This window comes from Pantoea phyllosphaerae (assembly GCF_051025595.1).
In the GTDB taxonomy this organism is placed as follows: domain Bacteria; phylum Pseudomonadota; class Gammaproteobacteria; order Enterobacterales; family Enterobacteriaceae; genus Pantoea.
The window spans coordinates 20,124-34,608 of the sequence record NZ_JBPFDE010000004.1; the positions used below are offsets into that span (position 1 = coordinate 20,124).

At 58.3% G+C, this 14,485-nt stretch carries 14 protein-coding genes; 10 read left to right on the forward strand and 4 right to left on the reverse strand.

The window, feature by feature from the left end; translation table 11 throughout:
* Positions 1-21: 21 nt before the first annotated feature.
* Entirely contained in the window at positions 22-1,647 is a 1,626-nt protein-coding gene (locus ACR6A7_RS07125; RefSeq protein WP_434124150.1) for a Na/Pi cotransporter family protein, read from the reverse strand.
* A 288-nt stretch (positions 1,648-1,935) separates the two neighbouring features.
* Here ACR6A7_RS07125 and psiE point away from each other — a divergent pair, with 288 nt between their 5' ends.
* The 3 genes from psiE to ubiA all read left to right on the forward strand — a co-directional run bounded on the left by psiE (position 1,936) and on the right by ubiA (position 3,825).
* Positions 1,936-2,346 (forward strand): phosphate-starvation-inducible protein PsiE, encoded by a 411-nt coding sequence (psiE, locus tag ACR6A7_RS07130; protein WP_033749140.1) that lies wholly within the window; start codon positions 1,936-1,938, stop codon positions 2,344-2,346.
* Between the two features lie 69 nt (positions 2,347-2,415).
* Positions 2,416-2,928, forward strand: a complete 513-nt coding sequence (ubiC, locus tag ACR6A7_RS07135; RefSeq protein WP_434124151.1) for a chorismate lyase — start codon at positions 2,416-2,418, stop codon at positions 2,926-2,928.
* Positions 2,929-2,958: 30 nt separating this feature from the next.
* Positions 2,959-3,825: a 4-hydroxybenzoate octaprenyltransferase gene (gene ubiA, locus ACR6A7_RS07140; protein ID WP_434124410.1), complete on the forward strand. Its 867-nt coding sequence runs from the start codon at positions 2,959-2,961 to the stop codon at positions 3,823-3,825.
* Positions 3,826-3,929: 104 nt separating this feature from the next.
* Here ubiA and plsB read toward each other — a convergent pair whose 3' ends face one another.
* A complete protein-coding gene (gene plsB, locus ACR6A7_RS07145; protein ID WP_434124412.1) occupies positions 3,930-6,353 on the reverse strand; it encodes a glycerol-3-phosphate 1-O-acyltransferase PlsB in 2,424 nt (807 codons plus the stop codon).
* A gap of 128 nt (positions 6,354-6,481) precedes the next feature.
* Between plsB and ACR6A7_RS07150 the strand changes: the two genes are divergently transcribed.
* The 4 genes from ACR6A7_RS07150 (at position 6,482) to ACR6A7_RS07165 (ending at position 9,417) form a co-directional block, all read left to right on the forward strand.
* A complete protein-coding gene (locus tag ACR6A7_RS07150; RefSeq protein WP_434124152.1) occupies positions 6,482-6,850 on the forward strand; it encodes a diacylglycerol kinase in 369 nt (122 codons plus the stop codon).
* Between the two features lie 106 nt (positions 6,851-6,956).
* On the forward strand, positions 6,957-7,571 hold the full coding sequence (gene lexA / locus ACR6A7_RS07155; RefSeq protein WP_371242798.1) for a transcriptional repressor LexA: 615 nt from the start codon (positions 6,957-6,959) through the stop codon (positions 7,569-7,571).
* Positions 7,572-7,701: 130 nt separating this feature from the next.
* A complete protein-coding gene (dinF, locus tag ACR6A7_RS07160; protein WP_434124153.1) occupies positions 7,702-9,024 on the forward strand; it encodes an MATE family efflux transporter DinF in 1,323 nt (440 codons plus the stop codon).
* Positions 9,025-9,204: 180 nt separating this feature from the next.
* Positions 9,205-9,417 carry a CsbD family protein gene (locus tag ACR6A7_RS07165; protein WP_033749146.1) on the forward strand — a complete coding sequence of 71 codons (213 nt, stop codon included), beginning with the start codon at positions 9,205-9,207 and terminating at the stop codon, positions 9,415-9,417.
* A 48-nt stretch (positions 9,418-9,465) separates the two neighbouring features.
* On the opposite strand, the gene zur is transcribed toward ACR6A7_RS07165, so the two are convergent.
* On the reverse strand, positions 9,466-9,987 hold the full coding sequence (zur, locus tag ACR6A7_RS07170) for a zinc uptake transcriptional repressor Zur (RefSeq protein WP_434124155.1): 522 nt from the start codon (positions 9,985-9,987) through the stop codon (positions 9,466-9,468).
* Positions 9,988-10,432: 445 nt separating this feature from the next.
* Here zur and ACR6A7_RS07175 point away from each other — a divergent pair, with 445 nt between their 5' ends.
* The 3 genes from ACR6A7_RS07175 to pspG all read left to right on the forward strand — a co-directional run bounded on the left by ACR6A7_RS07175 (position 10,433) and on the right by pspG (position 13,234).
* Positions 10,433-11,683: a conjugal transfer protein TraF gene (locus ACR6A7_RS07175; protein ID WP_434124157.1), complete on the forward strand. Its 1,251-nt coding sequence runs from the start codon at positions 10,433-10,435 to the stop codon at positions 11,681-11,683.
* Positions 11,684-11,796: 113 nt separating this feature from the next.
* Positions 11,797-12,792, forward strand: a complete 996-nt coding sequence (dusA, locus tag ACR6A7_RS07180) for a tRNA dihydrouridine(20/20a) synthase DusA (protein WP_434124159.1) — start codon at positions 11,797-11,799, stop codon at positions 12,790-12,792.
* Positions 12,793-12,967: 175 nt separating this feature from the next.
* Positions 12,968-13,234, forward strand: coding sequence for an envelope stress response protein PspG (gene pspG / locus ACR6A7_RS07185; protein ID WP_434124160.1), 267 nt, complete (start codon positions 12,968-12,970; stop codon positions 13,232-13,234).
* A 189-nt stretch (positions 13,235-13,423) separates the two neighbouring features.
* Here pspG and ACR6A7_RS07190 read toward each other — a convergent pair whose 3' ends face one another.
* The gene (locus tag ACR6A7_RS07190; protein ID WP_434124161.1) at positions 13,424-14,407 is read right to left on the reverse strand and encodes a quinone oxidoreductase; all 984 of its coding nucleotides are present in this window, start codon (positions 14,405-14,407) and stop codon (positions 13,424-13,426) included.
* Positions 14,408-14,485 lie beyond the last annotated feature (78 nt).

The window sequence follows — 14,485 nt, forward strand, 5'->3', positions numbered from 1 at the left end:
CGGGGGCCGGGCGCCCCCGCTTCACTCCTCGTCCCGCTCGTCGTCCGGCTGCTCCAGCAGCGTATAGGCCACGCTGCACAGCAGCGAATTCAGACGCTTCATATCGCCCAGCAGACCGAGATGCAGCGAGCTGGTTTCAATGCTCTGGACGTTCTTTTGATGCAGCCGCTCGACATGCGCATGCGAAAAACGACGAATCAGAATGCGGAAGCGATGCTTGGCGCGGCGCAGCCGTTTCGCGCTGGTGACGTCGCGCGAGAGAAACACCGACAGGCTGAGGCGCAGGTTCGCCAGCAGCTGCTCATGCAGCGTCTCTAACTCCCTGATGCCCTCCGCCGAGAAGGCGCGACGCGGCGTCAGCGCCTTATCCGCCACGTCGCCGCTCATGCGTTCGATAATGTCGCCCGCCTGCTCAAGATTGAGCGACATCTCAATAATTTCACCCCAGCGGCGCGAATCCTCCTCCGACAGATCCTCTTTCGGCATGCGCGCCAGATAGAGCTTGATGGCGGTATAGAGCACGTCCACGTCATCATCCAGCCGCCGCACCGTGCGCTCTTCGCGCACTTCGCCGTGCACCACTTTATTAAACGCCTCCAGCATCATCTCCAGCACGTCGCCGATGCGCAGCGTCTCGCGCGCGGCATTGACCAGCGCCAGCGTCGGCGTATCCAGCGCGCTGCGGTCGAGATGGCGAGGCTTCATCGCCATCTCCGCCTCAGCATCGTCGCCGATAAGGCGGGTGCAGAGCCGCGCCATCGGGTCGGCAAAGGGCACCATAATCAGGCAGCGGATCAGGTTGTAGAAGACGTGAAAGAAGATCACCAGCTCTTCGTCGTTGACCGGCATCTTATCCAGCCAAAGGGCCAGCAGGTTGATAAAGGGCAGCACCGCCAGCGATCCGAGCAGTTTGAACAGCAGGCTGCCGAGCGCCACCCGCTTGCCGGCGGCGTTGGCGCCGCTGGCGTTCAGCATTGCCAGCAGGCCGCTGCCGAGGTTGGCGCCGATGACCAGGCAGAGCGCCACTTTGAACGAGATGACGCCTGCGGCGGTCAGCGTGGCGGTAATCAGCACCGCCGCCAGGCTGGAGTAGCTGATAATGGCGAAGACCGCGCCGATGAGCGCATCCAGCAGAATATCGCCGGTCAGGCTGGAGAAGAGCACCTGCACCCCAGCCGCCTGCGTAATCGGCCGGGCAGCGCTGACAATCAGCTGCAACGCCAGCAAAATCAGCCCGAGCCCGATGCTGGCGCGGCCCATCTGGCCGATGCGCGTCTGCTTGCGCGACAGGAAAAAGACCACGCCGAAGAAGATAAACAGCGGCGACAGCCAGGAGAGATCGAAGGTCAAAATACGCGCCATGATAGCGGTGCCGACGTCGGCGCCCAGCACCACCACCAGCGCAGGCGTCAGGCCCATCAGCTTCTGCGCCACAAACGAGGTCGCCAGCAGCGTGGTGGCGTTACTGCTCTGCACCAGCGTGGTTACGCCGATACCCGCCAGAAAAGCCATGGGTTTCTTTTCGATGCTGCGGCTGAGCACGCGGCGCAGGTCGGCGCCGAAGACGCGCATAATGCCGGAGCGCACGATATGGGTGCCCCATACCAGCAGGGCAACGGCGGAGAGAAGATTAAGCAGGGTCAACACGTCATGCCACTCCATAACCGTCAGGCTAAAAAGCAGCAGAGAGCCAGCCTGACGGAAAAAGCAATCTGCAAAACGAACGGTCAGACGGGCGCAATTTTTCCTGAATTTTAAGCGACCTGCGTGCGCTGCCGACCTTTTAACTGTAGACCAGTTCGCTGAGTCGAGAAGAGAAACGATGCTGGATTGTTGTTTGCAGCAGCAAGGGAAGCGCGGGCGGTATCTTGTGATCGATATCACATTACAGCATGATGGCGATTCTTTACTAACAAGCCATTATCGAGGCAAATCATGAACGTTAAACCCACTGGCGGTCAGTACATCGCACTGGCGCTGCAATGGGTGCTGAACCTGGGACTGCTGGCGCTGGCGGTTATTCTGGCGGTGTTTCTGGGCAAAGAGACCCTGCATCTTGCTAACGTGCTGTTGAACGTTGGGGAACAGGCCTCCTCTTATCTGTTGATTGAGGGGATTGTGATCTATTTCCTCTACTTTGAATTTATCGCGCTGATCGTCAAATACTTCCAGTCCGGCTATCACTTCCCGTTGCGCTATTTTGTTTACATCGGCATTACGGCGATCATTCGGTTGATTATCGTCGACCATAAAAATCCCTTCGATACGCTCTGCTATTCCGGCGCCATCCTGATCCTGGTGGTGACCCTGTGGCTGGCGAACAGCAACCGCCTCAAGCGCGAATAAGCGTCGCCAGGTGTGCCCGCCGCGCCTCTGCGCTACACTGTTGCCCTCAAAATTGACGGGAGTGGTGATATGTCGCAAGAGGCGCTCAGCTTATTACGCGCGCTCAACTGGCTGCCATCCACGCATCCGACGCTGACTGCGCCGCTGCTGGACTGGCTAATGGAGGAGGACTCCATGACGCGCCGCTTTGAGCAGCACTGTCGGCAGGTGACGGTGCGGCCGATGCGCGAAGGCTTTATCAACGCCGATGAGCTCACCGACGAAAGGGCGCTTCTGCCGGACGATGCGCGCTTCTGGCTGCGCGAGATCGTGCTGTGCGGCGATGACGAGCCCTGGCTCATCGGCCGCACGCTGGTGCCGGAGAGCACGCTCAACGGCCCGGAGCTGATGCTGCAACAGTTGGGCACGCGCCCGCTTGGCCGCTATCTCTTCTCCTCTTCAACCTTAAGCCGCGACTTTATCGAACCGGGCAACATCGGCGCGCTCTGGGGACGTCGCTCGCGCCTGCGGCTGTCAGGCAAGCCGCTACTGCTAACCGAACTGTTTTTACCCGCCTCGCCGCTCTATCGCGACTTGGCCTGAGGATGACTAAACGTGGAAAAAAGCGTACAGATGAGCAAGTTTCAGGCCTATAGCCGCCTGATGCGTATTGATAAACCGATCGGCACGCTGCTGCTGCTGTGGCCGACGCTGTGGGCGCTCTGGCTATCGGGTATGGGCGTGCCACCGCTGCCGGTGCTGGTGGTGTTTGTGCTCGGCGTGTTTGTGATGCGCGCGGCGGGCTGTGTGATTAACGATTTCGCCGACCGCAAGGTCGACGGCTTCGTGAAGCGTACCGCGGGCCGTCCGCTGCCCAGCGGCGCGGTCAGCGAGAAAGAGGCGAAGATCTTATTTGTGCTGCTGGGCTTGCTGGCGTTCGCGCTGGTGCTGACCATGAACCTGATGACGATTCTGCTTTCGCTCGGTGGTCTGGCGCTGGCCTGGTGCTATCCCTTTATGAAGCGCTATACCCATCTGCCGCAGGTGGTGCTGGGCGCGGCGTTCGGCTGGGCAATTCCGATGGCCTGGGCTGCGGTTAGTGAGTCCTTACCATTAGAATGCTGGCTGGTATTCCTGGCAAACATCTGCTGGACCGTCGCCTATGATACGCAGTACGCCATGGTTGACCGCGACGATGATATCAAGATTGGCGTCAAATCAACGGCGATTCTTTTCGGACGTTACGACAAGCTGATTATCGGCCTGCTGCAGCTCGCAACGCTGGGTCTGCTGGCGCTGGTGGGCCTGCTAATGCAGCTTAACGCCTTCTTTTACTGGTCGCTGCTCGGTGCCGCCGCGCTGTTTCTCTACCAGCAAAAGCTAATCGTTGGCCGCGAGCGCGACGCCTGCTTTCAGGGCTTCCTCAACAATAACTATGTCGGCCTGGTGGTGTTTATCGGCGTAGTGCTGAATACGCCGCCGTTTAGCCAGCTTTTTTGAACGCCGTTTTTTAACGGGCACCCATGCCCACCGCGCAGGCACCTTCCAGGCAACAAAAAAGGGCGACATCTCTGTCGCCCTCTTTTTTTGCTGCCCGCGGCGGGCTACTCGTGCGCCACCGCGCTTTCGATGGTCAGCCGCACGTCGCTGGTCACCAGGTCGGCCAGAATATGCCAGGTTGCCTGCGTACGCTCGACGTCGGCGTCGCCGGTGTCGCTGATATACCCCTCGTCGCGCAGCGTCAGCACCAGCGTGGTAAACACCGCCTTATCGAAAAACTCCGGCGCATTGATGCCGTGCAGCACCGAAAGACGCTGCGCCAGCATACGGCTCTCTTTCTCCAGCGTGCCGCGGTTGATGGTTGGCTTCGCGCTGAGGATCGAGAAGGTGATGGCGAAACGCTGCAGCGTCTCGCGGATGCCCGCAGCCAGCAGCTGCAGCGTGCGATAACGCGCGGCGGTGTGACGCATCTGGCCATCCTGCAGGGTAATCAGCCCCTGACGCGCCAGCTCCTGACAGAGGGCGCTCAGCAGCGCCGGCAGCGCGTCGATTTCCCAGCGCAGGAACAGCTCGCTTTTCAGCATCGGGTAGATCAGCCGCACCTGTCGCAGCAGCTCGGCTTCGCTCAGGTTTGGATGCTGCTGAATAATGGCGGCGATCAGCGACGGCATCACCAGCATATGGTGAATATTGTTGCGGTAATAGGTCATCAGCACCGCCTGCTCGCGCGGCAGAATGATGATATCGCCAATATTGTCCTGCTCGGTTTCGAACTTATTCATGCTCATGGCATGGTTTAGCAGCGCTTCCGCTGACAGCGGCGGCACGGTCGATTCCGGAGAATAGGGCACATTGCGCAGCAGTTCGGTATAGCACTCCAGCTGCTCAATCAGCTGCTCGCGGGTTAGCGAGCGCTGACGTGAGGCGAGCAGCGCGGTCACGCACAGGTTCATGGCGTTGGCGGCGCCTGCCTCATTGATGCGCACCATCAGGCGCGCCGCAATATCGTTCACCGTTGGCGTCAGCCAACTGGGACGCTGCGGTTCAATCGGGTCAATGGCGTCGCGCCATTCTGGCACCTGCTTATTGAGGTAGTTCACCAGCGGCAGCGGTTCGCCAAAGTTAACGTAGCCCTGGCCCAGATTGCGCAGCTTACGCAGGCCGCGCACCATCTGCATAAAGCCTTCTTTCTCTTTTGCCGCGCCGCGCAGCTCTTTGGCGTAAGTGCCCACTTCCATGACGTGCTCATAGCCGATATAGATCGGCACCAGCGTAATCGGTCGCTTGCCGCCGCGCAGCATCGCCTGCAGCGTCATCGCCAGCGTGCCGGTTTTCGGATCGAGCAGACGACCGGTACGTGAGCGCCCACCCTCAACGAAATATTCGACCGAGTAGCCACGGCTGAAGAGCTCGCCGAGATATTCACGGAACACGGTGGCGTAGAGTTTATTGCCTTTAAAGGTGCGGCGGATAAAGAACGCGCCCAGGCGGCGGAAGATCGGGCCGGCTGGCCAGAAATTCAGGTTGATGCCTGCGGCGATATGCGGCGGCACCAGACCCTGGTGATACAGCACGTAGGAGAGCAGCAGGTAATCCATGTGGCTGCGGTGGCAGGGCACATAGACAATCTCATGGCCATCTTCCGCCAGCTGGCGTACGCGTTCGCCGCCGTTGACGTTGATGCCCTGATAGAGACGGCTCCACAGCCAGCCCATCACGCGATCGGTGACGCGTATCGCCTCATAAGAGAAGTCTGCAGCGATCTCCTCCATCATTTCGACGGCGTTCTGCTGCGCCTTCTCATGGGAAAGCTTTTTACTGCGCGCCTCGTCTTCCACCGCTTTTTCAATCGCCTTGGACTGCAGCAGCTTGTTGAAAAGATCCTGACGCGCTGGCAGACGCGGGCCGACTGCGGCTAATCGCTGGCGGGCAAAATGAATTCGCGCCACGCGCGCCAGTTTCTGCGCGATCGATTTATCGGTGCCGTGCTGCGTCGCCATCCAGCGCAATGAAACCGTTGGGGAAAAGCGCACAAAGCTGTCCCGGCCGTGCCAGATAATGGCGAAAAACTTCTCAACCCCGTTAAGCTCGCGCAGATGTGGCGTATCGTCACCCTGAACCTCGCGGCCAGGCGCGCGGCCGAACATCACCGATACCGGCAGCATCTGAATATCGAGCTGAGGATTGTTGCGATGCAGATCGAGGTACTCGTGAAAAATTTTCACCGATTCCGTATTCGGCCCAAAATGGGGAAATACGCGCGGGCCGTCGTGGATAAACACGTGGCGCGGCAGCAGCGCGCCGTCAATTTCCAGCGGCGAGAGCGGATCGGGCAAATTATGCTTCAGACACTGCTGGCGCAGCGTCAGCAAATCCGCCTTGGAATCGTATGGCAGCACGTACATAATCGGCCGCGTCGGATCGAGCCCATGTTCGGAAACGGGATCGCCCGGAATAGCCTTCGTTTTTACCAGAATAGAAAGTGGTAAATTCAACAATTTATAATAAAGTTTACGCCAACCTGACATAGACAACATGAAGCCTCTTGTTAGCAAAGCGCCGCAAGCATATCAGAAAGTGCTGCGAAGATCTGTGGTGGTGCCAAACGCACCTGGCCCAGACATTGACGTCAAACAACTAAAAGGGTTCCCTCGCAATGGCAAGTCATACCACCGGTTTACTCAGGATAGTGAAAGCGGCAGGCTACTCGTGGCAAGGGCTACGCGCCGCCTGGCAGCATGAAGCTGCGTTTCGTCAGGAAGCCACGGCCGCCCTTGTCGCGATCGCGATCGCCTGCTGGCTGGATGTCGACACCGTCGCGCGCATTCTGATGATCGGCTCGGTCGTGCTGGTGATCATCGTTGAGATCCTTAACAGCGCGATTGAAGCGGTAGTTGACCGTATCGGCCAGGAGCGTCATCCGCTGGCGGGGCGGGCGAAAGATATGGGCTCTGCCGCCGTCTTGATCGCTATCATACTGGCACTGTTTGTCTGGATCGCGCTGCTCTGGACCCATTTGCGATAGCCTTTCCATTATTGCCCAAACGGCTGTTATTTCCCTGGGTTTTGGTTTTCATTTCACCAATACCTGTATATACTCACAGCGACTGTATAAACAACCAGGGGGCGGGATGAAAGCATTAACCACCAGGCAGCAACAGGTTTATGACCTGATTCGCGACCATATCAACCAGACGGGCATGCCGCCAACGCGTGCGGAGATCGCCTCGCAGCTGGGGTTCCGTTCCCCTAACGCCGCTGAAGAACACCTCAAAGCGCTGGCGCGTAAAGGCGTTATTGAAATCGTTTCCGGCGCATCACGCGGCATCCGCCTGCTGATGGAAGAGGAAGAGTCCAATGGCCTGCCGTTAATCGGCCGCGTCGCCGCCGGTGAGCCGCTGCTGGCGCAGGAACACATTGAAACCCATTACAAAGTTGACCCCGACCTGTTTAAGCCTTCTGCTGACTTCCTGCTGCGCGTCGCCGGTATGTCGATGAAAGATATTGGCATTATGGATGGCGATCTGCTGGCGGTGCATAAAACGCAGGATGTGCGTAACGGTCAGGTTGTGGTGGCGCGCATTGATGATGAAGTCACGGTAAAGCGCTGGAAAAAGCAGGGCACTGTGGTTCATCTGCTGCCGGAAAACAACGACTTCGAACCGATTGTCGTCGACACTCGCACGCAGTCGCTGACCGTCGAAGGTCTGGCGGTAGGCGTAGTGCGCAACGGCGAGTGGCTCTGACCGCTGGCCTTCAGACGCCTGCATCCCTTCGTCAGGCGTCTGTACGATAATCTTTTCATGCGCCTCCTGCGGCTGACGCCGCGCCGGGGCCGCCTCGCTTCTTTTTACGTTTTCAGGCATGGACCGGCTGATGCGTCTCTTCTCTGCTGACGACCGACAACTCTGGCGGCTGGCGCTGCCGATGATCCTCTCCAATATCACCGTACCGCTGCTTGGCCTGGTGGATACCGCCGTTATCGGCCATCTCGACAGCCCGGTTTATCTTGGCGGCGTAGCGATTGGCGCGACCGCGACCAGCTTCGTCTTCATGCTTTTACTCTTTCTGCGCATGAGCACCACCGGCATCACCGCGCAGGCTTTCGGCGCACGCGATACGCAAGCGCTGGCGCGCGCCCTGACGCAGCCGCTGCTGATGGCGCTGCTTGCGGGCCTGCTGTTTATCCTGCTGCGCGAGCCGCTTAGCGTGCTGACAGGTCGGCTGGCGGGCGGCGATCCACAGGTGCAGGCGCAGGCAGCCATCTTTATCAATATCCGCTGGCTTAGCGCACCGGCGACGCTGGCGAACATGGTGATCCTCGGCTGGCTGCTGGGCGTGCAGTACGCCCGTGCGCCGGTCGTGCTGCTGGTGGTAGGCAACGCGGTCAATATTCTGCTCGATCTCTGGCTGGTACTCGGGATGAAGTGGGGCGTGGCAGGGGCAGCGAGCGCCACGGCGCTGGCCGAGTATGTCACGCTGGCGGTCGGACTGGCGATGGTGTGGCGCGTGCTGAAGCTGCGCGGCATCTCGATTGCGATGTTAAAAGCGAGCTGGCGCGGGGATATCAGCCGCCTGCTGCGCCTCAATCGCGACATTATGCTGCGCTCGCTGCTGCTGCAGCTCTGCTTTGCTTCACTGACGCTTATTGGCGCGCGGCTGGGGCCGGAGATTGTCGCCGCTAACGCCGTGCTGCTGATGTTCATCACCTTTACCGCCTATGCGCTCGACGGCTTCGCTTATGCAGTGGAAGCTGTCTCTGGCGAGGCCTATGGCGCACGCGATGGAGAACGGCTGCTGTCGGTATGGCACGCTGCCTGCCGACAGGCGGGCATGGTCGCACTGGCCTTTGCGCTCATCTACGCGGCGAGCGGCGACGCTATTGTGTCGATGCTGACGTCGCTGGATTCCCTGCGGCAGCTGGTAGATCGCTATCTTATCTGGCAGATCGTTCTGCCGCTGGCGGGCGTATGGTGCTATCTGCTGGACGGCCTGTTTATCGGCGCAACGCGCGGACGCGAAATGCGTAACAGTATGGCGGTGGCCGCGCTTGGCTACTTTCTGACGCTGCTGACTCTCCCCTGGTTAGGCAATCACGGCTTGTGGCTGGCGGTAACGGTTTTTCTTGCGCTGCGTGGCGTTTCGCTTTGGTTGATCTGGCGGCATGAATGGCGCTTAAACCGCTGGTTTCAAAGTTAATTTATGCGCACTGCGCCAGTCGTAGTGCGCTGCGCCTGACAGATTATTCTGTATTTATCCGCCACTTGCCGATTCGTCTACTATAATTGTCTTACAACAGCGCGATACAGCAGCGCTTTGTATTGTCGTACTGCCGCTATGCGGTGGTATGTAAAACTAAGGATGACGTGGAGGTCTAAAATGAATAAAGACGAAGCGAGCGGTAACTGGAAGCAGTTCAAAGGTAAATTCAAAGAAAAATGGGGCAAGCTGACCGACGATGACATGCAGGTTATCGAAGGCAAACGCGATCAGCTCGTCGGCAAAATTCAGGAACGCTACGGTTACGCTAAGGATGAGGCAGAGAAAGAAGTCTCAGACTGGGAAACCCAGAATAAAGATTACCGCTGGTAATCTCCTCGCTCAGGATTCACCTTAGCGATCGGCACAGGGATGTGCCGCTTACCCTCTTTTTCCGCGCTTTTTCCCCTCAGACTCATGATCGTGACTGCAGCTATCCTGATGCGTACAGGCCTCGACTTCCGCACAGCGTGTACAGAGACCATGCGCTTCAATCACGCTGTGCCGTAGCGTAAAGCGTGCCTCGCCAGCCAGATCGGCGATGATATTCTCTACGCCCTCCGCCTGCTTTTCCGTGACTGCCGCGCAGCGCTCGCATACCAGCATCACCGAAGTATGTGCCGGTGCCTCGAAGTGATGGCAAACCACGTAGCTGTTGTTCGACTCCACGCGATGGATAAATCCCTGTTCCAGTAAAAAATCGAGCGCGCGATAAACCGTCGGCGGTTTTGCCTGCGGCTCGCTGGCGCGTAACTGATCCAGCAGGTCGTATGCGCTAATCGATCCATGCTGCGCCGCCATCAGACGTAACACCTCAGCGCGCTGCGCGGTCAGCCGCACGCCGCGTTGCAGGCAGAGCTTTTCCGCCTGCGTCATGATTTTTTCTGGCGTCATTGTCGACATGGTGATTCTCCGCTGAAAACGAGATGTTATCTTATCACAGCAGACGCACTTGCGCTTAGGTTGCGCGCGTTCAGCCTAATCCCTGTCATGATCTATTAATATCAATGCATTAGGCTGGCAAAGGGTAGATAACGTTCTCTCTGTGATGCTAATCAGTGCCACCCTCATTGAGATATTAACTCACAAAAATAGCGTTTTACTTTACAACTCACCAGGTTAAGCACTAATGTTCATGAGGCCTTAAGCAACGGCTGGCCTTAATATCCTTTTTGACTACCCCGCTAAATAATAAAAGCGCCGATTTGTAGCTAAAACATCCAATCCGGCGAATAACAGTGCTGTTTCGACTCAATTCACAGCAATGAACCGTTAGTCAGGATTCACAATAGCGCTAACGACAAATTCCGATGATGAATGTTTTCCTGATCAAGGTGATGGCAGACAAATGGCGAACAAAATTTCCCGGCGCTCTGCGCTTTTATATCCTGCTGTTTTAAACGCGCTCTTTATCTCTTCTTCTGCGATGGCCGCGGGGACCTGGTATGACGCGCGCAACGATGCGATGGGCGGTACCGGCGTTGCCTCCTCTACGTGGAGCTCCGCCGTGCTGGCGAACCCGGCGCTGATGACGCGTGCGCAGCCGGACGATAACGTCGGCATTATTTTTCCTTCTGCTGGCCTGCAGATTACCGATAAAGACAAGATGGTCGATAAGGTTGATGACATCAGCGACACCGTTGACCGCTATCGTGGCGTCATCAATGGCCTGACCTTTCGTGACTTCCTTAACGGCTATCCGCAGCTCAAAACGGCGTCGCGAGACGTGGCGAACCAGCTGCGCGACCTGCGCGGCAATAAGGCCAACGGCACGGCGGGCGTTGCGCTGGCGGTGACCGTTCCCAACGAAACGCTGCCCTTTGCCTTTATCACCAAGGCGTACGGCACGGTGCACCTGCGCGCCAACGTGGCGCAGAGCGACATCGCCTATCTTGACGGCGTAGCCAACGGTACCGTGATCCCCGTACCGGGCGACCAGAATAATCTGCGCTCCAGCGCAAACGGACTGGCGGCGCTGGTCACTGACTACGGCATCGCCGTTGCGCACGAGTTCAGCGTGGCGGGGCATCCGGTTTCGATCGGCGTCACGCCGAAGATTCAGAAAACCTGGCTCTATAACTACACCGCCAGCATCTACAACTACGATAAAAACGACCTCAACGGCAGCCGCTACCGCAGCGATAACACCGGCTTTAACGTCGACGCTGGCTTAGCGACGCCGCTGAGCGACAGCTGGACGCTGGGCGTCACCGGACAGAACCTGGTGTCGCGCGATTTGAAAACGAAAGAGACTAACGGCTATCGCGACACCTATCAGATCCGTCCGCTGGTGACCTCTGGTCTGTCGTGGAACAGTGGACCTTTTACCGCGGCGCTGGATGTCGATCTTACCGAAACGAAACGCTTTAAATCGGAAGAGAGCAGCCAGTACGCTGGCGTCGGCGGCGAATACCGCGTGCTGGACTGGCTGGCGCTGCGCGCTGGCTACCGCGCAGATATGAAATCCAACGACGAAAACGTCTTCACCGCCGGCTTCGGCGTCTCGCCGTTCAACAACGCGGTGCATCTGGATCTGGCAGGTTCGGTCGGCGACAACAATACCTGGGGCGCAATGATGCAGCTCGGGTTTAACTTCTGATCGGCCGATTCGCAGCCGTCTTCAGGCCGGGCGACGCAGAGTCGCCCGGCACCTTGTTAATGTGCTATCATTGCGCAGATTATCATCACCCTTATACGGATTTTCTGCGCTTCATGAGCAATTCTTTCTCCCCGCAACGTTTTTCTATCGCGCCGATGCTCGACTGGACCGACCGACACTGTCGCTATTTCCATCGTCAGCTGACTGGCGACGCGCTGCTCTACACCGAAATGGTGACCACCGGCGCCATTATTCACGGCAAGGGGGACTACCTGGCCTACAGCGAGGCGGAACATCCGGTCGCGCTGCAGCTTGGCGGCAGCGATCCGGCAGCGCTGGCGCAGTGTGCGAAGCTGGCGGAAGAGCGTGGCTACGATGAGGTCAACCTCAACGTCGGTTGCCCTTCCGATCGCGTCCAGAATGGACGCTTCGGCGCCTGCCTGATGGCGGAAGCGTCGCTGGTGGCCGAGTGCATCGACGCCATGCGTCAGGTGGTGTCGATTCCGGTGACGGTAAAAACCCGCATCGGCATCGACGAGCAGGACAGCTACGCATTTTTGACCGATTTTATCGGCACCGTCGCGCAGCGCGGCGGCTGTGACACTTTTATCATCCATGCGCGTAAAGCCTGGCTTTCCGGCCTGAGCCCGAAAGAGAACCGTGAAATTCCGCCGCTCGACTATCCGCGCGTCTATCAGCTAAAGCGTGATTTCCCGCAGCTTACTCTCGCCATCAACGGTGGCGTAAAGTCGCTGGAAGAGGCCAAAACGCATCTGCAGCATCTTGATGGCGTGATGATGGGACGCGAGGCCTACCAGAATCCGGGCCTGCTGGCGCAGGTCGATCGCGAGCTGTTCGGCCGTGACGCGCCAGCCGCGGATCCGGTCGCGGTGGTGCGCAGCATGTATCCCTATATCGAGGCGGAACTGGCGAAGGGCACCTATCTTGGCCACGTTACGCGCCATATGCTCGGCCTGTTCCAGGGCATTCCTGGTGCGCGTCAGTGGCGTCGCCATCTGAGTGAAAACGCGCATAAGCCGGGTGCAGACGTACGCGTGCTGGAAGCGGCGCTGGCGCTGGTAGCAGATAGGATCCCGCAGGAAGCCTGACCCTCTGTGGGAGCAGAAAAAGCCAGCCTGAGTGCTGGTTTTTTTTACGCCAAAAAGTGAGGAAATTCACCATGGTTTTGGCGGTGAGTGCGGATTTTATTCATTATATTCAAACAGATAAGCTCTGGCACGCTTCTTGTAATAAAGCTGTAGAATTCACAAGAGGAGTAAAAACGTGGAAATTCTGTTTGTGCTGGGCTTTTTTCTGATGCTTCTGGTGACAGGCGTCTCGCTGCTGGGCGTGCTGGCGGCGCTGGTCGTCGCGACAGCAGTGATGTTCATCGGCGGCCTGTTTGCGCTTGTAATCAAATTGTTGCCCTGGTTGGCGCTGGCGCTGGTTGCCGCCTGGGTGTATCGCGCTTTTTACGGCGACGGTCGCGAACGGGCGCGTCGCAGGCTGCGTCGTAAAATCAGCAAGTTAGAACGACGCCGCGGCTATTAATTGCGGGTGCGATCACAGACTGACAGATTGCTTATGCGCGTTTCGCAATTAAACATATTTTTTACTTATGTTTTCTGCCAGGATGATTGCCGTTGAGTCGACATGAATTCATCGCCGCTGTCCCTACACCAGCGCGAACGATAAAAAGAAAAGGGGCTTCCTACGGGAAGCCCCGTTTGCGTTCAGGCATCAGGGAATAAGCAGGCTGGATCCCTGAGTGCTGCGGCTTTCCAGCGTGCGGTGCGCTCGCTCCGCCTCTTTCAGCGGGAACTTCTGCTGTTCCGGCACCTCAACCTTAATTGCGCCGCTGGCGAGCAGCGAGAAGAGATCGTTGCTCGCCTGCTCCAGCTCTTCGCGATTGGTGATATAGCCGTAGAGCGAAGGGCGGGTGACGAACAGCGAGCCTTTCTGGTTGAGAATGCTCAAATCTACGCCGGTCACTGGCCCGGAAGCATTACCAAAACTCACCATCAGCCCCTGACGACGCAGCGAATCCAGCGACGCTTCCCAGGTATCTTTGCCCACCGAGTCATACACCACCGCGACCTTTTTGCCGTCGGTCAACTGGCTGACGCGCTCGGCGATATTCTCTTCCCGGTAGTTGATGGTTGCCCAGGCGCCTGCCGCTTTCGCCAGCTTCGCCTTTTCCGCCGAACCGACGGTGCCGATAAGATGCGCGCCGAGCGCTTTCGCCCACTGGCAGGCGATCAGACCGACGCCGCCCGCCGCCGCATGGAACAGAAAGGTCTCGTCCGGCTTCACCCGGTAGGTCTGGCGCAGCAGATAGTGCACGGTCAGCCCCTTCAGAAAGCTGGCGGCAGCCTGGTCAAAGCTGATGGCGTCCGGCAGCAGCATCAGGCGATCTTCCGCCACGTTGTGCAGTTCGCTGTAGGCGCCCAGCGTCGCCTGGCAATAGACAACGCGATCGCCCGGCTTAAAGCGCGTGACCGCGCTGCCGACGCGCTTCACCACGCCCGCCGCTTCGGTGCCAAGGCCTGACGGCAGTGCGGGAACCGGATAAAGACCGCCGCGCACGTAGGTATCGATATAGTTAATGCCGATGGCGCGGTTCTCTACCTGCACTTCGCGTTCACCAGGATCGGCAGGATCGACATCTACCCACTGCAAAACCTCAGGCCCGCCCTGCGCGGTAAACTGAATACGCTTTGCCATTTTTACTCCTGTGATTGTTCAACATGAGGCGTGAGAGGTGCGCCGCCATAAGGTATACTGGCGCGTCCCCTCAGAAGA

Excerpts from the sequence above, each read along its gene's own strand:
- ubiC (WP_434124151.1), top strand. The coding sequence starts at position 2,416 with ATGTCGCAAGAGGCGCTCAGCTTATTACGCGCGCTCAACTGGCTGCCA.
- psiE (WP_033749140.1), top strand. The coding sequence starts at position 1,936 with ATGAACGTTAAACCCACTGGCGGTCAGTACATCGCACTGGCGCTGCAA.
- ACR6A7_RS07190 (WP_434124161.1), bottom strand. The coding sequence starts at position 14,407 with ATGGCAAAGCGTATTCAGTTTACCGCGCAGGGCGGGCCTGAGGTTTTG.
- ACR6A7_RS07150 (WP_434124152.1), top strand. The coding sequence starts at position 6,482 with ATGGCAAGTCATACCACCGGTTTACTCAGGATAGTGAAAGCGGCAGGC.
- dinF (WP_434124153.1), top strand. The coding sequence starts at position 7,702 with ATGCGTCTCTTCTCTGCTGACGACCGACAACTCTGGCGGCTGGCGCTG.
- lexA (WP_371242798.1), top strand. The coding sequence starts at position 6,957 with ATGAAAGCATTAACCACCAGGCAGCAACAGGTTTATGACCTGATTCGC.
- ACR6A7_RS07175 (WP_434124157.1), top strand. The coding sequence starts at position 10,433 with ATGGCGAACAAAATTTCCCGGCGCTCTGCGCTTTTATATCCTGCTGTT.
- dusA (WP_434124159.1), top strand. The coding sequence starts at position 11,797 with ATGAGCAATTCTTTCTCCCCGCAACGTTTTTCTATCGCGCCGATGCTC.
- plsB (WP_434124412.1), bottom strand. The coding sequence starts at position 6,353 with ATGTCAGGTTGGCGTAAACTTTATTATAAATTGTTGAATTTACCACTT.
- ubiA (WP_434124410.1), top strand. The coding sequence starts at position 2,959 with ATGAGCAAGTTTCAGGCCTATAGCCGCCTGATGCGTATTGATAAACCG.
- ACR6A7_RS07165 (WP_033749146.1), top strand. The coding sequence starts at position 9,205 with ATGAATAAAGACGAAGCGAGCGGTAACTGGAAGCAGTTCAAAGGTAAA.
- zur (WP_434124155.1), bottom strand. The coding sequence starts at position 9,987 with ATGTCGACAATGACGCCAGAAAAAATCATGACGCAGGCGGAAAAGCTC.